Raw genomic sequence first — 21552 nt, 5'->3', positions numbered from 1 at the left:
CATAGAATACACTAAGCATTGTAGGAGGTGTATCTATGCGCATTTGTGATCTTAAGGCAAAAGAAGTGATAAATATCTGTGACTGCAGACGACTGGGGTATGTGGGCGATGTGGATTTTGATATGGATACGGGGTGTCTCCTGGCAATCATTGTCCCCGGCCCAGGCTGCTTTTGCGGTTTTTTGGTAAGAGAAAAAGAGTATATCATTCCCTTCTGCGATATCAGACAGGTAGGGCCGGATATTATCCTTGTAAATGTGGATCTTGATAAAGCAACGGAAAAATGCGGGATATAATGGAAGATAGGCTTGTCAATCTACGGAATGTAAGTTATGATATACATAATATAATACAGTCCGTAAGATAGGAGGATAGAGGCGTGAAATGTCCATTTTGCAACGAGGCAGATACTAAGGTCATTGATTCAAGACCAGCGGATGACAACAGTTCCATCAGGCGGCGCAGACAGTGCGAGAAATGCGGGAAGCGCTTTACAACCTATGAGAAGCTTGAGACCATGCCTCTCATGGTAATTAAGAAGGATCGTTCCAGAGAGGTCTATGACCGTTCGAAGATAGAGTCAGGGATTTTGCATTCCTGCCATAAGAGGCCTGTGTCATCCCAACAGATTGATTCCATGGTCGATGAAGTGGAGCTTCAGGTTTTTAACCGGGAAGAAAAAGAAGTGGAGAGCACCGTCATCGGTGAGCTTGTGATGAAGAAGCTGCAGGAAATCGATGAGGTGGCTTATGTACGATTTGCTTCTGTATATCGGGAATTTAAAGATGTGAATACGTTTATAGAAGAAATAGGAAAATTGTTAAAGAAGTAGGAGAATTATGTTTAATACATTTTATCCGGACGAAGATGTGGTATCCGCATACGACATACCTTATGAGCGCTTATATAAAAGCGGAATCCGTGGTGTGATTTTTGATATTGACAATACTCTGGTCCCTCATGGTGCACCAGCAGATGAAAGGGCAAAAAAGCTTTTTGCCCGTTTAAATGAAATCGGGCTTAAATCATGTCTCCTTTCCAATAACAAAGAACCAAGAGTTGCTTCCTTTGCACGTGCAGCAGGAAGCACCAACTATATCTTTAAAGGAAACAAGCCTGGCATTGCCGGCTATCACAGGGCCATGAAGGTTATGGGCACCAATATTGAGACTACTATTTTTGTGGGAGATCAGCTGTTTACAGATGTTTTTGGTGCAAAAAGGGCCGGCATTTACAGTATACTGGTAAGACCCATCAATCCAAAGGAAGAAATCCAGATTGTGTTAAAGAGGTATTTGGAAGCAATTGTATTATTTTTCTACCATAGAGATAAGAAGAAAGTCATGTAACCAATGAAAAAAAGTCTTCTTCCGGGCTAAAAGACAGCTTTTCGGACATAATAGAAATGGAGAATTCGCAAATGTCTGCCATTATTTTGACCGGTAGGAGGAAAGGCAGAAGAAAATCTATGAAAATTCTTGTTTTAAACGGGCCTAATATTAACTTTTTAGGGATTCGGGAAAAAGGGATCTATGGAAGTGAAGATTACAGTTCCCTGGTTGCTTCCCTGGAAGAGAAGGCAAAAAAGGAAGGCCATGAGTTGGAAGTCTACCAAAGCAATTATGAAGGCGGTCTCATTGACAAGATTCAGGAGGCGTATCATAACGGTACAGAGGGTATTATCATCAATCCTGGTGCATTTACACATTATAGTTATGCACTGCGGGATGCCTTAGGATCTGTGGAGATTCCAAAGATCGAAGTTCATATATCCAATGTCCATAAAAGAGAAGAATTCCGCCATTTGTCCGTAACGGCACCGGTGTGTACGGGACAAGTTGTCGGTCTTGGACTGAAAGGATATGCTTTGGCCATGGACTTTTTAACGGGAAGATAAGCTCTTCCTGGGGAGAAAATGGAGATATTTGCAAAAAAACGGTTGAAAATGCGTTTGTTATAGTATAGAATATAAAAGGTTAAGAAGAGAAATTCAAGGAGGAATATCATTTATGATATCAGCGGGTGATTTTAGAAACGGTATCACATTGGAGATCGATGGTACTGTTTATCAGATTATTGAGTTCCAGCACGTAAAACCTGGAAAGGGTGCTGCTTTCGTAAGAACAAAAATTAGAGATGTGGTAAACGGAGGCATCAACGAACGCACATTCCGCCCGACAGAAAAGTTTCCACAGGCAAGAATCGACAGAGTAGATATGCAGTATCTGTATGCTGATGGAGATCTTCATAATTTTATGGATACAAGTACTTACGAGCAGGTTGCATTAAGCAATGAAGTAATTGGTGATGCACTTAAGTTCGTAAAAGAGAATGAGACGGTTAAGGTATGTTCCTATAATGGTAAGGTATATTCCGTAGAGCCTCCGTTATTTGTTGAGTTAGTTATCACAGAAACAGAGCCAGGCTTTAAGGGTGATACTGCACAGGGCGCTACAAAACCAGCTACCGTTGAGACTGGAGCAATTGTGTATGTTCCTCTGTTCGTTGAGCAGGGTGATAAAATTAAGATTGATACACGTTCAGGTGAATATCTGTCCAGAGTTTAATCCGTATGTAAAAGGACCGGCATGCCCGGTCTTTTTTGCTATTATAACCCTTGGTACTTAGAAAAGAATTTGATTTTTAACCTTGTTTGTAATATAATTAATATTTAGCTTAGAAATTTCTGGATATAAAGGAGACTAGCAACCAATGAATAAGATTCTTGATTTGATTACGGCAGAGATGAAGGCTGCATTTGCAGATTGCGGATACGAGGAAGCCTATGCAAAGGTGACGCTGTCCAACCGCCCGGACCTTTGCGAATACCAGTGCAACGGAGCGATGGCAGCGGCCAAGGCGTTTAAAAAGAAACCTTTTGATATAGCGTCAGAAGTGGTGGCAAAGCTTGCTGGAAACAGAGTATTTGCTGCAGTAGAAGCGGTTATGCCGGGATTTATCAATTTAAAGCTTGACTCCAGCTATCTGGCAGAATATATGAATGGCATGGCTAAGGCTGACCAGTGCGGCTTAGATAAGACAGAAAATCCTTTGACCATTGTAGTGGATTACGGCGGTGCCAATGTGGCCAAGCCTCTTCACGTAGGTCATCTGCGCTCTGCAATTATTGGCGAGGCCATTAAAAGAAACGGACGCTTACTGGGCCATAAGGTCATAGGTGACGTTCATCTGGGTGACTGGGGCCTTCAGATGGGACTCATCATTGAAGAATTAAGAGACAGAAAGCCGGAGCTTTCTTATTTTGATGATTCTTTTGACGGAGAATATCCAGCGGAAGCGCCATTTACCATCAGCGAACTGGAGGAAATCTATCCAGCTGCAAGTGCAAAGTCTAAGGCAGACGAGGCATTCAGCAAAAGAGCCCATGATGCGACGTTAAAGCTTCAGAATGGTTATCGTCCTTACCGCGCCATCTGGCAGCATATCATTGCTGTTTCAGTTACTGATTTAAAGAAGAATTACGGCAATCTTAAGGTTTCCTTTGATTTGTGGAAAGGGGAGAGCCATGCAGAACCCTACATTCCCGGTTTGATTCAGGAGCTGGTGGAAAAAGGGCTGGCATATGAAAGTCAGGGCGCTCTTGTTGTTGATGTCACAGAAGAGGGAGATTCCAAGGAGCTGCCGCCATGTATCGTAAGAAAATCTGACGGAGCAGCTCTTTACTCCACATCAGATCTTGGAACCATTATTGAAAGAGAAAAAGACATTAAGCCTGACTGGTATATTTACATTACCGATAAGCGTCAGGAACTGCATTTTGTTCAGGTCTTCCGCGTAGCCAAAAAGGCTGGATTTGTTTCAGAAGATAAAAAGATGTCTCACCTTCCTTTTGGTACGATGAATGGCAAGGATGGAAAGCCTTTTAAAACAAGAGACGGCGGCGTTATGCGTCTTGAGAATCTGATTTCAGATATCTGCCAGGCTGCCTATGAAAAGATAACGGAAAATCGGACAGTTTCAGAGGAAGAAGCGAGAGAAACATCAAAGATTATCGGACTTGCTGCCTTAAAGTATGGAGATCTTTCAAACCAGGCTTCCAAGGATTATATTTTTGATATGGATCGTTTCGTATCCTTTGAAGGAAATACCGGACCATACATTCTTTATACCATCGTCCGCATTAAATCCATTCTTGCTAAATACCAGAGCCAGGAAGAAAAGTACGAGGGAGAAGCAAAGATCCTTCCTGCTGTATCAGGCTCAGAAAAAGATTTAATGCTTCAGCTTTCCCGGTATAACGAAATCATGGAAACAAGCTTTACAGAGCTTGCTCCCCACAAGATATGCCAGTATATCTATGAATTAGCCAATGCTTTTAACCGGTTCTATCATGAAACCAAGATTATTTCTGAAGAGAACAAAGAGCGTCAGGCATCCTGGATATGCTTAATCAGTCTTACCAAAGATGTGTTAAATGAATGCATCGATGTTCTGGGTATTGAAGCACCAGAGCGTATGTAAACAGCGAACGGATGTGAGGAGCTATGAAAGTATCACATATAACGACTAACGCTTTCTGGAAGGGTGAATCAGGCGTCAAAGCAGTTGTAGAGGATCAGGGAAGAGAATATAAGGCAAGTCTCCATATCAAGGGTAGTCAGGCAATTGACTACTCTTGTTCCTGTGCCCAGGGAAATTCCTACCGGGGCATGTGCTCTCACTGTCAGGCCTTATTCCAGGCGTATAAGGAACAGGAATCAGAAAACCAGGGGAGGATTGTAACCACCTCCCAACAGGCAAGGGCGATGATTCGGGAATACACCAACCGGGAGGTTGCCCGCATTATGAGCGAAGGAGAGGGAGAGCAGGTAAAGCTTTTTGTTGCAATGATGGCTGGCCGCAGAGAGCTAAAGCTTGAATTCAAGCTGGGTAAGGACCGTTTGTATGTACTAAAGGACCTCTCAGCGTTTGTACGGGCGGTAGCCAACGGTACTTATGTGGAATATGGAAAAAACTTATCCTTTCATCATAGCGTTCAGGCATTTCAAAAAGAAAGCCAGCCGCTCCTTGAATTTGTTATGGAGGTAGTGAATACCTACTTAGAGCATCATGAACAGTTTCAGAAGGCAGCCTTTACCACAAGTCCTTTGATGCGTTTTCTCACCTTAAGCCGTACCAGCATGGACCGCTTTTTTGGACTGATGAAGGGAAACCTCTTAGAAATTGAGGATCATAAAGGCCATAGCCGCCAGGTGGCGGTGACGGATAAGTCTCCGGAGCTTACGGTGACCGTCCGAAGGAGAGGCAGGGAAGGGGTGCTTGTTTCCATTCCCAAGGATTTGATGGTGTTAGAAGGGGAGCGGTATTTGTATTTTGCAGATACCAAAAATCTGTACTGCTGTGACCAGGAATGCAGTGAGGCGCTCCTCATCTTCTTTAAGCAGATGACCGAGGGGTTTGGCTCTGCCTATGAGATTGAGGTAAATAATAAAGATATGCCACTATTTTATGAGCGGGTCTTAAAGAGAATCGCGGCATACTGTACCATTGATTCCGGAAATATAAATCTGGAGACCTTTAAGCCGGAAGAGCTTAAGGCGCGTTTTGATTTTGATTCCGATGGACCAAACAGCCTGATTCTAAAGCCCACTCTTTCCTATGGAGATTATTCCTTTCAGCCGGTGGAAGATGAACGTCTTCCACGCACGGTATGCAGAGATGTTCCGGGAGAATTCAGAATCAGCCAGCTGATCACCAAATATTTTAAATACAAGGAGTATGAATCCTCCCTTCCTGCCATACGAAACGACGAGGAGGCAGTTTACAGCCTTTTGACAGTGGGAATCCCGGAATTTATGGCTTTTGGAGAGGTCTATTTTTCGGAGCCCTTTAAAAAGTTAAAGATACTTCCTCCTCCTAAGATATCGGTAGGGATTAAGAGTATAGGAAACTGGCTGGAGCTTAACGTTGACACGGAAGGGCTGTCAGGTTCAGAGCTAAACAAGCTTCTTGCTGAATATAGTAGAAAGAAGAAGTACTATCGTCTAAAGAGCGGAGAATTTATCAATCTGGATGACAATGGTCTTCTTTCTGTCGCAAGACTGATCCAGGATATGTCTGTTTCTGTTTCAGAGCTTGAGAGCAGAACGTTTCGTCTGCCTGCCTACAGAGCCCTTTATCTGGATGGCATTTTAAAAGAGGGCAGCGGTATCACTCTTTACCGGGATCAGCTTTATAAAGCTGTGGTCCGGGGGATGAAGTCAGTGGAAGACAGTGACTTTGAAATACCGAAAAGCCTGGACCATATTTTGCGAGGATACCAAAAGACGGGATACCGTTGGCTAAAGACCCTGGATCATTATGGGTTTGGTGGCATTCTTGCAGATGATATGGGCCTTGGTAAGACCATTCAGGTCATAGCACTGCTTCTGGATGAAAAAGAGAAGGAAGGGTCCGCCCGTTCCCTTATTGTTTGTCCGGCCTCTCTGGTATACAACTGGGAAAATGAAATACACACATTTGGACCAGGTCTTAAGGTTTTAACTGTGACAGGAACGGCGGCTGAAAGAGAAGAGCTGTTAGCCCGTTCCCATGAATATGATGTGCTCATTACCTCTTATGATCTGTTAAAAAGGGATGCCGTTCTTTATGAAGACAAATCCTTTCGCTTTCAGATCATTGATGAGGCCCAGTATATTAAGAATGCTTCCACTCAGAGTGCTAAGGCTGTAAAAGGCATTGAGGCCCGCAGCCGGTTTGCCCTGACAGGAACACCAATCGAAAACAGGCTGTCAGAGCTTTGGAGTATTTTTGATTATCTTATGCCAGGCTTCTTATTCAGCTATCAGAGGTTTAAGAAAGAGTATGAGCTCCCTATTGTCAGGGATCAGGATGGGCAGGCACTGATAAACCTTCATCGCCTCATTGGGCCATTTATCCTACGAAGATTAAAAAAGGATGTACTAAAGGAGCTGCCGGATAAGCTGGAAACGGTAGTCTATTCCGCCTTTGACAAAAAACAAAAGGAGATCTACACCGCCAATGCATATCAGCTTAAAAAAGAGCTGGAAAGTATGGAGGGCAGACAGGGAAGAGACAATATACAGATTCTTGCCCAGCTTACAAGACTAAGACAGATCTGCTGCGATCCTCATCTTTGTTATGGCGATTACAGCGGAGAGTCTGCGAAGCTTGAAACCTGTATTGACCTTGTGAGAAATGGAGTGGAAGGGGGCCATAAGATCCTTCTGTTCTCTCAGTTCACATCCATGCTTGAGGTCATAAGCCAGAGGCTTAAAAACGAGGGAATCCCTTATTATATTCTTACCGGGGCAACGCCTAAGGAGGAGCGAATCCGAATGGTCAGCTCCTTTAAAGATGATGAGGTGCCTTTATTCTTGATTTCCTTAAAAGCAGGCGGAACAGGGCTTAATCTGACAGCGGCAGATATGGTAATACACTTTGATCCCTGGTGGAACGTAGCGGCCCAGAATCAGGCCACAGACCGTGCACACCGAATGGGACAGGAAAAACAGGTGTCAGTATTCAAGCTGATTACGAAAGGTACGATTGAGGAAAATATATTAAAGCTGCAGGAATCGAAAAAGGATCTTGCAGAACAGATTATTACAGAGGGTACCATTTCCCTGAGCAATTTAAGCAGGGATGATTTACTTGGTCTATTAACAGAATGAAAGGATGGAGAGTCATGAACGTATTGCTGATTAATGGAAGTCCACACAAAGCAGGCTGTACAAACCGGGCACTGATGGAGGTGTCAGAATCTTTGAACAAAGAGGGAGTTAAAACAGAGATCCTTCATATCGGAACAAAAGCCATTCACGGCTGCATCGCATGCGGAAAATGTGCCCAGACGGGCCGATGCATCTTCGGGGATGACCTGGTAAATGAAATCCTGGACAAAGTGGAAGAAATCGATGGGCTGATTGTTGGATCACCAGTTTATTATGCTTCTGCCAATGGTTCCTTATTTTCCCTGCTGGACCGTCTTTTTTTTGCAGGAAGAAAATTTGCTTTTAAGCCGGCGGCAGCGGTTGTGTCCGCCCGCAGGGCCGGCACTACGGCTACCTTTGATGCGCTGAATAAATATTTTACCATATCCCAGATGCCTGTGGTTTCATCCCGTTATTGGAACATGGTACACGGAAGAACTCCTGAGGATGTGGAGCAGGATAAGGAAGGACTCCAGGTCATGAGAGACCTTGGAAAAAATATGGCGTGGTTATTAAAATCCATTGAGGCTGGAAAAGCAGCAGGAATCAGCCTTCCCGTACAAGAAGAAAAAATTTGGACTAATTTTGTTGATTAAAAGACTTAAAATCCTCTTTACTTTTTTCTCTTGTGGTGTATAATAAAAAAGCACTAGATGTTGTGCTTGAGAAATTGTGTATACAAAATATAGAAGAGGTAAAGGTGACAGGAATGATTAAGGTTCAAAAGCGTGATGGCAGAATGGCGGAATATGATAGGGCGAAAATCATAAAGGCAATCCAAAAGGCAAATGCAGAAGTAGAGCCCTCTGAGCAGGCTAGCGATGAGATGATCGATTCCATTTTGGATTTTGTGGAAGACCATGCAGAGGATGTAGTCAATGTTGAGACCATTCAGGATATGATCGAAAGCATCCTTGTAAAAAGAAACAAATACACCCTTTCCAAGAAGTATATCATATACCGTTACCAAAGAGCGCTGCTTAGAAAGGCCAATACCACGGATGAGTCTATCTTAAAGCTGATCAAGAATGAGAATAAAGAGCTTGCAGAAGAAAATTCCAATAAGAATACCATTCTGGCATCGACTCAGAGAGACTACATAGCAGGCGAAGTATCCAGGGACTTAACGAAGAGGATGCTGCTTCCTGAGAGGATTTCTCTTGCTCACGAGCAGGGAGCCATTCATTTTCATGATGCGGATTATTTCGTACAGCCCATCTTTAACTGCTGTCTGATCAACATTGGTGACATGCTGGATAACGGGACCGTAATGAACGAAAAGATGATTGAAAGCCCTAAGAGCTTTCAGGTTGCATGTACAGTCATGACTCAGATCATTGCCGCAGTTGCCAGCAACCAGTACGGTGGTCAGTCCGTAGACATCCGTCATCTTGGAAAATATTTAAGAAAAAGCAATGATAAATTCCGCAAACAGATCAAAGAAGAATTTGGTGATTCTGTTTCAAAGGAGATCGTAGAGAAGATGGCTGCTATCCGCCTGAGAGATGAGTTAAGATCCGGCGTACAGACCATTCAGTATCAGATCAACACCTTAATGACAACCAATGGACAGGCGCCATTTGTTACGCTGTTTTTATGCCTGGATGAACAGGATGAGTACATCGAAGAAAATGCATTGATCGTAGAAGAGGTCCTGCGTCAAAGGCTTGAAGGAATTAAGAATGAGGCAGGAGTCTATGTGACCCCGGCTTTCCCAAAGCTCATCTATGTTCTTGATGAAAATAACTGCTTAAAAGGCGGCAGATACGATCACATTACAAAGCTTGCGGTAAGATGTTCTTCCAAGCGTATGTATCCGGATTATATCTCTGCAAAGAAGATGAGAGAATATTATGAAGGAAATGTATTCAGCTGTATGGGATGCAGAAGCTTTTTATCCCCATGGAAGGATGAAAACGGCAATTATAAATTTGAAGGACGATTCAATCAGGGTGTGGTAAGTCTTAATTTGCCTCAGCTTGGTATACTGGCTAAGGGTGACGAGGAGATGTTCTGGAAGCTATTAGAGGACCGATTATCTCTGGCTTATGAAGCGCTTATGTACAGACATAAATCATTGGAAGGAACCCTCTCAGACGTAAGTCCCATTCACTGGCAGTACGGTGCCATTGCAAGGCTTAAAAAAGGAGAGACCATCGACCGCCTCTTAAAAGACGGCTACTCCACCATTTCCCTTGGATATATCGGCCTTTATGAGACGACCAGATTGATGAAGGATCAGAGCCATACCACAAAAGAGGGAGAAGATTTTGCCCTTCGTGTTATGAATCATTTGCGTGAGACTGTGGACCGTTGGAAGGAAGAGACCGGACTTGGCTTTGGTCTTTACGGAACACCAGCAGAATCTCTCTGCTACCGTTTTGCTAAAATTGACCGGGAGCGGTTTGGAATCATTCCGGATGTTACGGATAAAGGCTACTATACCAATTCTTATCACGTAGATGTCAGAGAGAATATTGATGCCTTTACAAAGTTTACCTTTGAAAGCCAGTTCCAGAAGATATCCTCCGGTGGTTCCATCTCTTATGTGGAAGTGCCTAACATGAGCCATAATCTGGAAGCTATGGAGGAAGTGGTTAAGTTCATCTATGACAATATCCAGTATGCGGAATTCAATACCAAGTCTGATTACTGTCAGGAGTGCGGATTTGACGGAGAAATCATCATTAACGATGATATGGAATGGGAATGCCCTCAATGTCATAACAAGGACAAAAACCGTATGAATGTTACCAGAAGGACCTGCGGCTATCTTGGAGAGAATTTCTGGAATACCGGTAAAACCAAAGAGATTAAATCAAGAGTTCTTCATCTGTAGGAGGCCCATCATGAAATACGCCACCATAAAGCCTACGGATGTGGCTAACGGGCCTGGAGTGAGAGTGTCCCTGTTTGTAAGCGGCTGTACCCATTACTGTGAAGGGTGCTTTAACTCTGAGGCCTGGGATTTCCAGTATGGAGAGGAATTTACGGAAGAGACAATAGAAACCATATTGAACTACCTAAATCATGATTATATCTCTGGACTCACCCTGCTTGGGGGAGAGCCTATGCACCCCAATAATCAGAAATCTCTGATTCCCCTTGTGGAACGGGTTAAGGAGCGCTATCCACAAAAGTCTATCTGGTGTTACACCGGATATGATTTTGAACGGGATATTACAGGTGATATGTTAGAGCGCCTGCCAGAGACAAGCAGACTTTTAGCCTGCTTTGATGTTATGGTAGATGGGAAATTCCAGATGGAGAACAAAGACTTAAAGCTTCGGTTCAAAGGTTCCTCAAACCAAAGAATCATTAAGGTACCAGAGTCTCTTTTAGCAAGGAGCATCGTAATGTGGGATTAAATGACAGGACGTGCTGCCACGGCCATTTGGCCAGGGCAGCACGTCCTGTTTTTATAAGAAAAAGTCTAATTATCCATTAAGGTCTTTCCGGTGAGAGAAAAGCGGGAGAAGGTTACGTTATACTGCCTGCAGATCCTTCGTATTTCAATGATTCCGATGATAAGTGCCATCAGTCCTGTGGCTGTATTGCTGAAAGCCATAACAAATCCCAGACTGACACTTCCAAGGTCTGTAAAGTTCTGTAACATAAAAAGGACTGGGACCCGGAAAATAAATACCCTGCAGAAATTAATGGTGAGTGTTATTTTTGTCTTTCCAAAGCCATATAAAAGGGCGAGTACGGAGGAATTGATACCAAGAGGAATGGCCCCGTAAGCCTCATACCGGTAAATCGAAGAAATCATGTTGCCAAATTCCACATTATCTCCAGCAAACAAGCCGCTGATCTGTTTTAAAAACAACAGGGAAAGAGACATGAGTACAGCACCCAGCATGATATTGATGAGCAGAATGCAGCCAAAAGCCTTGATTGCCCGTTTTGGTTTTCCGGCACCCATGCTCTGGCTGATAATAGCAGAGCCACCCTCCTGAAATCCCATCTGAGGCATGGTAGTAATGCCGCCGATGTTGTTGGAGATACCCAGGGCGCCTACGGTTAGAGCACTGTATATGGTGCTCATGGAATTGATGATTACCTTACCAAAGGAAAAGGCCATTTTTTCAATGATTACCGGAATGGATAGGACAATCATAGGTCTAGTGACCGCACGCTTTAAGCTGATACTGTGGAAGGAAAAGCCAAAGGCATTATCCTTCTGATTGAGATTCACCATGGCGGCTGCCAAAAGAAAGCATTGGGATATGATGGTCGCAGTAGAAATCATATTGATTCCCCCGTGGAGAACGTATACAAACAATGCTGTCATGGACAGTTTGATTGCTATAACACCCATGTTTAAATGCAGGATTCGTTTGGAATTTCCCCTGGCCCTTTCAATGGCAATATAGACATTGTTGAAAAAGCTGATGACCATTCCAATAAGCTCCAGGCGAAAATACTGAGTTCCTTCTGATATAAAGCTTTCAGGAGTCTTTGCCAGCTTTAAAAACTGGGGAGCAGCCGGAATCAGAAAGAGAAGAATGGCTGCGCCTAAAATGCCGCACATGGCAAAGAGGCTGCTGACTCGTTTCTTTACCAGTTCAAAGTCACCGGCCCCGTAAGCTTCGCTGATCTTTAAGCTGGAGCCAATGGCAAGGCCGCCTCCCAAAGCGGAAAGGGTCAAGTTGATCTGAGATAAATATGCGACCGCTGAGACAGAATTGGCGCTGATATGGGCTGCCATCATGGCGTCAAAGATTTTAAACAGCTGATTTAAGCTCTGGTATAAGGCCAGAGGGGCACCCACGTACAGGACGACTTTCCACATATTATCGTTTAATGCAAAATTACGGAATTTCTCATCCTTGGCGGATAAGTGTGCTTTGGGTGACATGATTTTTCTCCTTTTGTGCAATCTAATCTTATGTATGAATAAGCATATAGCATATAAAAAACAAAAGATACGAATAAAATGCTATATTTGCCTAAAACTACAGGAAATTTGTCATTTTAGAAATCCAAGTTCCTATTAAATAGGAATTGTGGTATATTAAACTTCTGAAAGGCTGGTGATACTAATGATAAAAGACTGGGTCAGGGGACAGGTGTCAGAATCCGTTCCCACCGCATTGCTTCTTACGCTTTCCGGCGGCTTTCAGGATGCTTACACCTATTATTTCAGAGATAAGGTCTTTGCCAATGCGCAGACCGGTAATATTGTAATTTTAGGATATCATGTGATGGAAGGAGACTGGAACACGGCATTTCGATATCTTCTTCCAGTTCTTGCTTTTGTGGCTGGAATCTATGTATCGGAAGCAATACGGAAGATTTTTAAGGAATATAAGCTTCTGCACTGGCGGCAGATTGTTGTATTGTTTGAAATATTCCTGCTGTTTTTAGTAGGCTTTTTCCCTCATTCCATGGATACAGCTGCCAATGTAATGATTTCCTTTGTCTGTGCCATGCAGGTGGAGACATTTCGTAAGATCAAAGGAAATGCCTATGCAAGCACCATGTGCATCGGTAATTTAAGGAGTGCCACCGAGATGCTGTTCCATTACCGCCATACAAAGGATAGAGATAGCCTGGAAAAAAGCATCCGCTATTATGTGATTATTTTATTCTTTGCCATAGGAGCGGCGGCAGGCTGTTATCTCACTCCATTTTTTGCTGAAAAAACCATATGGTTTTCCTGTGGTCTGTTGATTACAGCATTTCTTATCATGTTCATAGAAGAAAAAGGGGAAGCGGCTTAAAGGGATTTTGGCCGTCAATATGTCTCCTTTTTTGTTCACAAACCGCCCTCTTTATGGTAAAATAAAACATAACAGTTAGAGGACGGGAGCGGGCTATGGCGGAGAATCTTAATAAAAGTGAGAAAACCAAATATCGTTTGGCAGATTCCGTAAAGGAATGTATGAAGACCAGACATGTGGATAAAATCACAGTCCAGAATATTGTAGATGGCTGCGGGATGACAAGGCAGACCTTCTATCGGAATTTTAAGGACAAGTATGATTTGATCAACTGGTATTTTGATAAGCTGGTGTTGCAATCCTTTGCTCAGATTGGAGTGGAAAAAACGGTTTGCGAAAGTCTTCGGGAAAAATTTGAATTTATAAAAAAAGAAAAGGTTTTTTTTACAGAGGCGTTTCGCTCTGATGATTATAACTCCTTAAAGGAACATGATTTTGAACTGATTATGGGCTTTTATACGGAGCTGGTGGTAAGAAAGAAAAGAGAGCCCCTTTCTGAAGACATCCAGTTTCAACTAGAGATGTACTGCCGTGGGTCGGTCTATATGACGGTTAAGTGGGTATTATCCGGAATGAAGCAGAGTCCGAAAGAGATGGCTGAGAGCCTTACCGAGGCCATGCCTCCTGGTTTGGCAGCCGTTTTTTTAGAAGCAGGGCTGATTTGATATGTGGAAAATATACATAAAAAAAGTTACAATCCTGATGAAGTGTAACATATGTTACAAAAGTCAGGGTTTGTAACTTTATTTTCTCTCCTCATTTTGTTAAAGTTATAACAGAAAGAACCGTGTTATGAAAACGGAAAGTAATGAAAAAGGAGAGATAATTATGGTAAACAGAATCGTATTAAATGAGACATCCTATCACGGAGCCGGAGCAATTATGGAGATTCCAGGGGAGGTAAAAAGACGGGGATTTAAAAAGGCGTTTGTATCCTCCGATCCGGATTTAATCAAATTCCAGGTTACGTCAAAGGTTACGAAGATACTGGAAGACAACGGTCTGGATTATGAAATATTTTCTGACATCAAGCCAAATCCCACCATTGAGAATGTAATAAATGGAGTGGAGGCCTTTAAAAAATCAGGGGCTGATTATATCATTGCCATTGGCGGAGGTTCCTCCATGGATACCTCAAAAGCCATTGGAATCATAATTGCCAATCCTGAATTCTCTGATGTAAGAAGCTTAGAAGGGGTCGCACCTACGAAAAATCCCAGTGTGCCTATCATTGCGGTGCCAACCACAGCAGGCACGGCAGCTGAAGTTACCATCAACTATGTCATTACGGATGTGGAGAAAAAGCGTAAATTTGTTTGTGTGGATCCTCATGATATTCCAGTGGTTGCAGTGGTCGACCCTGATATGATGGCCACCATGCCAAAGGGACTGACAGCAGCCACCGGTATGGATGCCCTGACTCATGCCATTGAGGGCTACATCACAAAAGGGGCCAATCCCATTACAGATATGTTTAATATAAAAGCTGTTGAGCTTATTGCAAAGAGCTTACGAGGAGCAGTGGACAATTCTCCTGAGGGCCGAGAGGGGATGGCACTTGGCCAGTACATCACTGGCATGGGCTTTTCCAACTGTGGTCTTGGAATCGTGCATTCCATGGCTCATGCACTTGGTGCTGTTTACGATACTCCCCACGGTGTAGGAAATGCCATCTTGCTGCCGACGGTTATGGCTTTTAATGCCAGTGAGACCGGAGAAAAATACCGGGATATCGCAAGGGCAATGGGAGTGGAGAATACAGAACATATGACTGCTAAGGAGTACCGTGATGCAGCAGTTGAGGCAGTAAGAAAGCTTTCTGCTGATGTAGGAATTCCCGCTGACTTAAAGGAAATTGTAAAGGAAGAGGATGTAGATTTTCTGGCAGAATCAGCAGTAGCAGATGCCTGTGCTCCCGGAAATCCAAGAGAAGCCAGCTTGGAGGATATTATAAGCCTCTATCAATCACTGATGTAAAAACGGACACAGCCACCCATCAAAATAACAAAAAATCCCGGTGAAGGCGTGAAAGCCAATCGGGATTTTTTGGCATTTATTGCCAATTATAAATATTTATTAAGGAAAAATACATGCAAAATAGATAAACAGATGATATGATAGAGGCAAAAAATAAAGCTGCGTGAATAAAGAAAGGCAATGGATAATGACTGATACCAAGAATGATTTTACAAAAGGGAACATAGTGGGGAATATTTTAAAGCTGGCACTTCCGATGACACTGGCCCAGCTTATTAATGTTCTTTACAGTATCATTGACAGAATTTTTATAGGAAGAATTCCTGAAAATGCAACACTGGCACTCACTGGCCTGGGGCTTTGCCTGCCTATTACCTCTATCGTAATGGCTTTTGCAAATCTGTTCGGCATGGGAGGTGCTCCCTTGTGTTCGATTGAACGAGGTAGAGGCAATGATGAGGAAGCGGAAAAAATTATGGGAAATTCCTTTGTGCTCATGGTGTTCTTTGGTGTTGTACTCACCGTTCTTGGCCTGATTTTTAAAAAGCCTCTTCTTTATATGTTTGGAGCCAGCGACGCCACCTATCCTTATGCAGCTCAGTTTGCCGAAATTTATCTTTTGGGAACCATATTTGTAATGGTAGGGCTTGGACTAAACAGCTTTATTAATTCCCAGGGGTTTGGAACCATCGGAATGATGACGGTTCTTATGGGAGCCATCGTCAATATTATCTTAGATCCCATCTTCATCTTTACCTTAGATATGGGAGTCAGGGGAGCAGCACTTGCGACTGTGATTGCCCAGTTCCTTTCCGCAGTCTGGACCGTTAGATTCCTCACAGGTAAAAAGGCTATATTAAAACTGAAGTTTTCCTGCTTCCGGTTAAAGAAGCACAGAGTGAAGAGCATCGTCGGCCTTGGCATGTCCGGGTTTACCATGAATGTTACCAACAGTGTGGTACAGGTCATGTACAATGCATCTTTACAGATGTACGGTGGAGACTTATATGTAGGCGTAATGACCATTGTCAATTCCGTTCGTGAAGTAATCTCTATGCCGGTCAGAGGTCTTACCAACAGTGGCCAGCCGGTTATGGGCTATAACTACGGCGCAGAGGAATACGGGAGAGTCAAAAAAGCCATTGTATTTACTTCCGTAGTTCCTATTATTTACACCACCGCCATGTGGGGAGTCGTTCATGGTTTCCCGGAATTTTTCATTCGAATATTCAACCAGGACCCTGAACTCATTCGTGCAGGCGTTCCCGCCATGCGGATTTATTATTTCGGCTTCTTTTTTATGTCGCTTCAGTTTGCGGGCCAGTCCATATTTGTGGCACTTGGTAAGGCAAAACAGGCCGTGTTCTTTTCCATTTTTAGAAAGCTGATTATTGTAGCTCCATTGATTATCCTTCTGCCTATCATTTTTTCCAACGGAACTTCCGGTGTTTTTATGGCGGAACCAGTGTCCAATGTAATTGGAGGCGGAGCCTGCTTCATAACCATGCTTCTTACGGTCTGGAGAGAGCTTAACCGGAAAATAAAAGAAAAAGAAAAATTAATGGAGAAAGAAATAGCTGTTGATTAATGCCAGGATATGATTTTACTTCTATAACTTAAGGTTATACTTTGGATTCCATTTCGGTAGAGCATATGTTTTGAAAATTCTTGACAGTCTGCATTTTTTGGAACATAATGATAAACAATTATAAAACTGACAGATATGCCGGATTGGGAAAGGAAGATAGTAACATGCAGAATATCAGAATCGAGAAAACAACTTGCCCGAAGGAGAAACCAGGCAATGATAACCCATTGACATTTGGTACCATTTTTACAGACCACATGTTTGAGATGGACTATGAAGAAGGAAAAGGCTGGTATGATCCAAGAGTCGTGCCGTATCATAAGCTGGAGCTGGAGCCTTCCTGTATGGTATTTCATTACGGACAGGAGATGTTTGAGGGATTAAAGGCCTATAAGACTGAAGATGGAAGAGTGTTATTGTTCCGTCCGGATAAGAACATTGAACGTGCCAACCGCAGCAACAACAGACTTTGCATCCCAGAGATTCCGGAGGACGTATTCTTAGAGGCCTTAAAGGCAGTGGTAGATGTAGACCAGGACTGGATTCCTACAAAACCAGGTACTTCTCTTTATATCAGACCATTTGTTATCGCCACAGATCCATTTTTAGGGGTAAGACCATCTCATTCCTACAAGTTCATGATCATCTTATCTCCGGTAGGTGCTTACTATGCCAGTGGCTTAAACCCTGTTAAAATCTGGATCGAGGATGAATATGTGAGAGCGGTTAAGGGCGGTATTGGTGAGGCAAAGACTGGCGGAAATTATGTGGCATCTCTTGCTTCCCAGGTAAAAGCTCATGACGAAGGATATTCCCAGGTTCTCTGGCTGGATGGCGTTCACCGCAAATACATTGAAGAAGTAGGGGCGATGAACATATTCTTTAAAATAAACGGTGTGGTAATCACTCCTGAGTTAAATGGGAGCATCCTTCCTGGAGTAACCAGAGATTCCGTAATATCTCTTTGCAAGGAGTGGAGCATTCCGGTTGAGGAAAGACAGATATCCGTGGATGAGATTCTTGAAGCTGCAAAAAAAGGTACCCTGGAAGAATGCTTTGGAACGGGTACAGCAGCCGTTATATCTCCTGTCGGAGAGCTTCGCTTTGAAGACGACAGAATGCCAATCGGCGAAGGTAAAATCGGGGAACTCACTCAAAAGTTCTATGATACCATTACCGGGATTCAGCTTGGAATATTAAGCGGTCCTGAGGGGTGGAGTGTTGAAGTAAAATAAATCCATGAAAACTATCCGGTGGGGCGATTGCACCACCGGAATCTTTTGGGGAAATACTTGCATAGAGGAAGTTGCGTATGGCGGCAGTAATAACAAAAGCGGTTGCATTTGTAGCAATTATCATCATAGGCTATCTGCTTAAGAGAGCAGGATTTTTTGAAGCCAAGGATTTTTATCTGGTTTCCAGAATCGTAATAAAGATTACCCTTCCGGCAGCCATTATCTCTAATTTCAGTAAGATAACAATGGAAAAATCACTGCTGTTTATCTGTATCATAGGCATCCTTTGTAATTTGATGACCATTGCAGCAGGCTATATTATGAATTTGCGAAGGAGTAAGGAAGAGAAAGCCTTTGCCATGCTCAATATGTCAGGGTATAATGTGGGGAATTTTACCATGCCATTTGTACAAAGCTTTCTAAGTCCTGTTGGGTTTGCGGTCACAAGTCTTTTCGATGCAGGAAACTCTGTTATGTGTACCGGACTTACCTACTCTATGGCTGGTATGGTAATCGGCGAAGACGGAAAACCTTCTATACGCAATATGGCAAAAAAACTGTTTTCCTCGGCGCCGTTTGATACTTATGTCATGATGACGGTTTTAAGCATATTAAATATTAAGCTCCCAGCTGTGATTATCAGTCTGGCTGATACGGCAGGAGGAGCCAATGCATTTCTGGCTCTTTTGATGCTTGGTATTGGATTTGAAATACGAATGGAAAAAGAGAAGATGGCACAGATTATCAAAATACTTGGAGCCAGGTATCTTTTTGCTATTTTAGTGTCGGTGGCATTTTACTTAATAGCACCATTTGATATTGAGATCCGCCGGGCTCTAGCCATTGTGAGCCTTGGTCCTGTATCATCGGTAGCCCCTGCTTTTACCGGAGCATTAAAGGGTGATGTGGGAACGGCCAGCGCCATTAATTCCTTGTCTATTGTAGTCAGTATCATCGCAATCACAATTGCTCTAATTGTTCTGTTATAAGAAATTTTTTCATGTAGCTTGACAAAATGCTTAACCGTGCTATAATCAAAACATAGAAAGCTATATAGAAAACGCGTGGATAAGAACAGTATCATTGCAGGAACGTCCAGAGAGAAGCACATAAGGTGAAAGTGCTTTACCGGAATGCTATGAGAAAACCATCTTGGAGCGTCCCTTAATCGGGAACGGTGATTCCGTTATCATCAAATGAAGTGGTTTGGACATTTTTGTCCGCTCAATTTAGGGTGGAACCGCGATTTATTTTGATTAAATCGTCCCTTTCTGTATGGAAACGTATGGAAAGGGACTTTTTTATTTATTAGAAATTTTATTAAAGCAAAGGAGTGTAGGGCAAATGAAGATTACATTAAAAGATGGATCAATCAAAGAATATGAACATGAAATGTCAGTGATCGAAATCGCGTCTGATATCAGCGAAGGTCTGGCTAGAAACGCCTGTGCAGGCGAAATAGATGGAGAGGTTGTAGATTTAAGAACTGTAGTGACAACCGACTGTAACTTAAACATTTTAACCGTAAACGACCCGGCAGGTCTTTCTGCTTACCGTCATACCGCAAGTCACATATTGGCTCAGGCAGTAAAGAGACTTTATCCGGAGGCAAAGCTTGCCATTGGGCCATCCATAGAGAATGGTTTTTACTACGATTTTGATATTCCTTCTTTTTCAAGAGAAGATCTTGATAAGATAGAATCTGAGATGAAGAAGATCATTAAAGAAGGGGAAAAGATTGAACGCTATACTCTTCCCAGAGAAGAAGCAATCAAGTTCATGGAAGAAAAAGGCGAGCCATATAAGGTGGAGCTGATAAAGGACCTTCCCGAAGGCGAGGAGATATCCTTCTACCGCCAGGGTGATTTTACAGATTTGTGTGCGGGCCCTCACCTGATGAGCACAAAACCAATCAAGGCCTTTAAGCTTACATCTTCCTCAGGCGCTTACTGGAGAGGCAGCGAAAAGAATGCCATGCTGACACGTGTATACGGAACTGCATTCTCAAAGAAAGAAGAGTTAAATGAATACCTGGAGTATTTAGCGAATATCAAAAATCGCGATCACAATAAGCTGGGAAGAGATCTGGAACTGTTCTCCACAGTGGATGTAATCGGTCAGGGCCTTCCGCTCTTAATGCCTAAGGGTGCTAAGATCATCCAGACATTACAAAGATGGATTGAAGATGAAGAAGAGAAACGCGGCTACATGAGGACAAAAACACCTCTCATGGCAAAAAAAGATTTATATATCATTTCTGACCACTGGGATCACTATAAGGAAGGCATGTTCGTATTAGGTGACGAGGAGAAGGATGATGAAGTATTCGCACTTCGCCCTATGACATGTCCATTCCAGTATTATGTATACAAGCAGAGCCAGAAATCCTATCGTGATCTGCCTTGCAGATATGGCGAGACTTCCACTCTGTTCCGTAATGAGGATTCCGGTGAGATGCATGGTCTGACTCGTGTTCGTCAGTTTACAATCTCAGAAGGCCATTTGATTGTGCGTCCGGATCAGATAGAAGAAGAGTTCAAAGGCTGTGTGGATCTGGCAAAATACTGTCTGACAACTCTTGGACTTGAAGGAGATGTAACTTACCGGATGTCAAAATGGGATCCGGAAAAAGCAGACCATTATCTTGGTAATACTGAAATGTGGGATGAAGTTCAGGATATGATGCGTAAGATTCTGGATCATATCGGAATTGAGTATACAGAAGCAGTAGGAGAAGCTGCATTCTATGGTCCAAAGCTTGATATCCAGGCTAAGAACGTGTACGGTAAGGAAGATACCATGATTACCATTCAGCTTGATATGTTCCTTGCAGAGCGTTTTGATATGAGCTTTGTGGATAAGGATGGAACAAAGAAACGTCCGTTTATCATTCACAGAACTTCTATTGGATGCTATGAGAGAACTCTTGCATGGCTCATTGAAAAATATGAGGCTGCATTCCCAACATGGTTATGTCCGGAGCAGGTACGTGTACTTCCTATCTCTGAGAAATATCATGAGTATGCACAAAAGGTGGTTGCTCAGTTAAAGGATAACGGCATTCTGGCAACAGTTGATGAGCGTGCGGAAAAGATCGGTTATAAGATTCGTGAGGCCCGTTTATCAAAGCTTCCTTATATGCTGGTGGTAGGCCAGAAGGAAGAAGAAGAGGCAGTGGTTTCTGTTCGCAGCCGGTTTAATGGTGACGAGGGCCAGCGTCCGCTTGCCGATTTCATAGATGACATCAGTCGCGAAATCCGTACAAAGGAAATTAAAAAAGTAAATGTAACAGAAGAAGCGAAATAATTAAGTTGTTTAAAAAATCACATGGG

At 43.0% G+C, this 21552-nt stretch carries 18 protein-coding genes and 1 other annotated feature; of the genes, 17 read left to right on the top strand and 1 reads right to left on the bottom strand.

Annotated features, from left to right (window positions below; translation table 11 throughout):
* The first annotated feature begins 35 nt into the window (after positions 1–35).
* The 10 genes from T546_RS0105755 to nrdG all read left to right on the top strand — a co-directional run bounded on the left by T546_RS0105755 (position 36) and on the right by nrdG (position 11062).
* On the top strand, positions 36–296 hold the full coding sequence (locus T546_RS0105755) for a PRC-barrel domain-containing protein (protein ID WP_024836203.1): 261 nt from the start codon (positions 36–38) through the stop codon (positions 294–296).
* Between the two features lie 83 nt (positions 297–379).
* The gene (gene nrdR, locus T546_RS0105750; RefSeq protein ID WP_026890798.1) at positions 380–832 is read left to right on the top strand and encodes a transcriptional regulator NrdR; all 453 of its coding nucleotides are present in this window, start codon (positions 380–382) and stop codon (positions 830–832) included.
* Between the two features lie 7 nt (positions 833–839).
* Positions 840–1349 (top strand): YqeG family HAD IIIA-type phosphatase, encoded by a 510-nt coding sequence (locus tag T546_RS0105745; RefSeq protein WP_026890797.1) that lies wholly within the window; start codon positions 840–842, stop codon positions 1347–1349.
* Between the two features lie 119 nt (positions 1350–1468).
* The gene (gene aroQ, locus T546_RS0105740; RefSeq protein WP_026890796.1) at positions 1469–1897 is read left to right on the top strand and encodes a type II 3-dehydroquinate dehydratase; all 429 of its coding nucleotides are present in this window, start codon (positions 1469–1471) and stop codon (positions 1895–1897) included.
* Positions 1898–2009: 112 nt separating this feature from the next.
* Entirely contained in the window at positions 2010–2567 is a 558-nt protein-coding gene (gene efp, locus T546_RS0105735; RefSeq protein ID WP_026890795.1) for an elongation factor P, read from the top strand.
* 145 nt (positions 2568–2712) lie between these two features.
* Positions 2713–4482: an arginine--tRNA ligase gene (argS, locus tag T546_RS0105730; protein WP_026890794.1), complete on the top strand. Its 1770-nt coding sequence runs from the start codon at positions 2713–2715 to the stop codon at positions 4480–4482.
* 23 nt (positions 4483–4505) lie between these two features.
* Entirely contained in the window at positions 4506–7655 is a 3150-nt protein-coding gene (locus tag T546_RS0105725) for a DEAD/DEAH box helicase (RefSeq protein WP_026890793.1), read from the top strand.
* Between the two features lie 14 nt (positions 7656–7669).
* Positions 7670–8290 (top strand): flavodoxin family protein, encoded by a 621-nt coding sequence (locus tag T546_RS0105720; protein ID WP_026890792.1) that lies wholly within the window; start codon positions 7670–7672, stop codon positions 8288–8290.
* A 113-nt stretch (positions 8291–8403) separates the two neighbouring features.
* Positions 8404–10533: an anaerobic ribonucleoside-triphosphate reductase gene (gene nrdD / locus T546_RS0105715; protein WP_034598160.1), complete on the top strand. Its 2130-nt coding sequence runs from the start codon at positions 8404–8406 to the stop codon at positions 10531–10533.
* Positions 10534–10543: 10 nt separating this feature from the next.
* Entirely contained in the window at positions 10544–11062 is a 519-nt protein-coding gene (gene nrdG / locus T546_RS0105710; protein ID WP_026890790.1) for an anaerobic ribonucleoside-triphosphate reductase activating protein, read from the top strand.
* 65 nt (positions 11063–11127) lie between these two features.
* Here the strand turns inward: nrdG and T546_RS0105705 are convergent, their stop codons facing one another.
* On the bottom strand, positions 11128–12555 hold the full coding sequence (locus T546_RS0105705; protein WP_034598006.1) for an MATE family efflux transporter: 1428 nt from the start codon (positions 12553–12555) through the stop codon (positions 11128–11130).
* A 184-nt stretch (positions 12556–12739) separates the two neighbouring features.
* On the opposite strand from T546_RS0105705, the gene T546_RS0105700 reads away from it, so the two are divergent.
* From T546_RS0105700 to thrS, 7 genes are all read left to right on the top strand, one after another.
* A complete protein-coding gene (locus tag T546_RS0105700) occupies positions 12740–13420 on the top strand; it encodes a YoaK family protein (RefSeq protein WP_026890788.1) in 681 nt (226 codons plus the stop codon).
* 95 nt (positions 13421–13515) lie between these two features.
* Complete coding sequence (locus tag T546_RS0105695; protein WP_026890787.1) at positions 13516–14085, top strand: TetR/AcrR family transcriptional regulator C-terminal domain-containing protein; 570 nt, start codon at positions 13516–13518, stop codon at positions 14083–14085.
* Between the two features lie 163 nt (positions 14086–14248).
* Positions 14249–15397 carry a lactaldehyde reductase gene (fucO, locus tag T546_RS0105690; protein WP_026890786.1) on the top strand — a complete coding sequence of 383 codons (1149 nt, stop codon included), beginning with the start codon at positions 14249–14251 and terminating at the stop codon, positions 15395–15397.
* A gap of 187 nt (positions 15398–15584) precedes the next feature.
* A complete protein-coding gene (locus T546_RS0105685) occupies positions 15585–16985 on the top strand; it encodes an MATE family efflux transporter (RefSeq protein ID WP_026890785.1) in 1401 nt (466 codons plus the stop codon).
* Positions 16986–17149: 164 nt separating this feature from the next.
* A complete protein-coding gene (locus tag T546_RS0105680; protein ID WP_026890784.1) occupies positions 17150–18220 on the top strand; it encodes a branched-chain amino acid aminotransferase in 1071 nt (356 codons plus the stop codon).
* A gap of 77 nt (positions 18221–18297) precedes the next feature.
* A complete protein-coding gene (locus tag T546_RS0105675; protein ID WP_024836187.1) occupies positions 18298–19209 on the top strand; it encodes an AEC family transporter in 912 nt (303 codons plus the stop codon).
* Between the two features lie 67 nt (positions 19210–19276).
* Positions 19277–19492, top strand: a binding site (T-box leader).
* A 72-nt stretch (positions 19493–19564) separates the two neighbouring features.
* On the top strand, positions 19565–21526 hold the full coding sequence (thrS, locus tag T546_RS0105670) for a threonine--tRNA ligase (protein ID WP_026890783.1): 1962 nt from the start codon (positions 19565–19567) through the stop codon (positions 21524–21526).
* The last annotated feature ends 26 nt before the right edge of the window (positions 21527–21552 follow it).

It is taken from the genome of [Clostridium] aerotolerans DSM 5434 (assembly GCF_000687555.1).
GTDB classification, from domain to species: domain Bacteria; phylum Bacillota; class Clostridia; order Lachnospirales; family Lachnospiraceae; genus Lacrimispora; species Lacrimispora aerotolerans.
This window is presented reverse-complemented; position numbering and strand designations above follow the sequence as displayed.

Bases quoted from the DNA above. Each gene is read 5' to 3' on its own strand.
- T546_RS0105695 (WP_026890787.1), top strand. From the start codon at position 13,516: ATGGCGGAGAATCTTAATAAAAGTGAGAAAACCAAATATCGTTTGGCA.
- T546_RS0105700 (WP_026890788.1), top strand. From the start codon at position 12,740: ATGATAAAAGACTGGGTCAGGGGACAGGTGTCAGAATCCGTTCCCACC.
- argS (WP_026890794.1), top strand. From the start codon at position 2,713: ATGAATAAGATTCTTGATTTGATTACGGCAGAGATGAAGGCTGCATTT.
- aroQ (WP_026890796.1), top strand. From the start codon at position 1,469: ATGAAAATTCTTGTTTTAAACGGGCCTAATATTAACTTTTTAGGGATT.
- T546_RS0105745 (WP_026890797.1), top strand. From the start codon at position 840: ATGTTTAATACATTTTATCCGGACGAAGATGTGGTATCCGCATACGAC.
- T546_RS0105755 (WP_024836203.1), top strand. From the start codon at position 36: ATGCGCATTTGTGATCTTAAGGCAAAAGAAGTGATAAATATCTGTGAC.
- T546_RS0105705 (WP_034598006.1), bottom strand. From the start codon at position 12,555: ATGTCACCCAAAGCACACTTATCCGCCAAGGATGAGAAATTCCGTAAT.
- fucO (WP_026890786.1), top strand. From the start codon at position 14,249: ATGGTAAACAGAATCGTATTAAATGAGACATCCTATCACGGAGCCGGA.
- T546_RS0105720 (WP_026890792.1), top strand. From the start codon at position 7,670: ATGAACGTATTGCTGATTAATGGAAGTCCACACAAAGCAGGCTGTACA.
- T546_RS0105685 (WP_026890785.1), top strand. From the start codon at position 15,585: ATGACTGATACCAAGAATGATTTTACAAAAGGGAACATAGTGGGGAAT.
- T546_RS0105680 (WP_026890784.1), top strand. From the start codon at position 17,150: ATGCAGAATATCAGAATCGAGAAAACAACTTGCCCGAAGGAGAAACCA.
- T546_RS0105725 (WP_026890793.1), top strand. From the start codon at position 4,506: ATGAAAGTATCACATATAACGACTAACGCTTTCTGGAAGGGTGAATCA.
- thrS (WP_026890783.1), top strand. From the start codon at position 19,565: ATGAAGATTACATTAAAAGATGGATCAATCAAAGAATATGAACATGAA.
- nrdD (WP_034598160.1), top strand. From the start codon at position 8,404: ATGATTAAGGTTCAAAAGCGTGATGGCAGAATGGCGGAATATGATAGG.
- T546_RS0105675 (WP_024836187.1), top strand. From the start codon at position 18,298: ATGGCGGCAGTAATAACAAAAGCGGTTGCATTTGTAGCAATTATCATC.
- nrdG (WP_026890790.1), top strand. From the start codon at position 10,544: ATGAAATACGCCACCATAAAGCCTACGGATGTGGCTAACGGGCCTGGA.
- efp (WP_026890795.1), top strand. From the start codon at position 2,010: ATGATATCAGCGGGTGATTTTAGAAACGGTATCACATTGGAGATCGAT.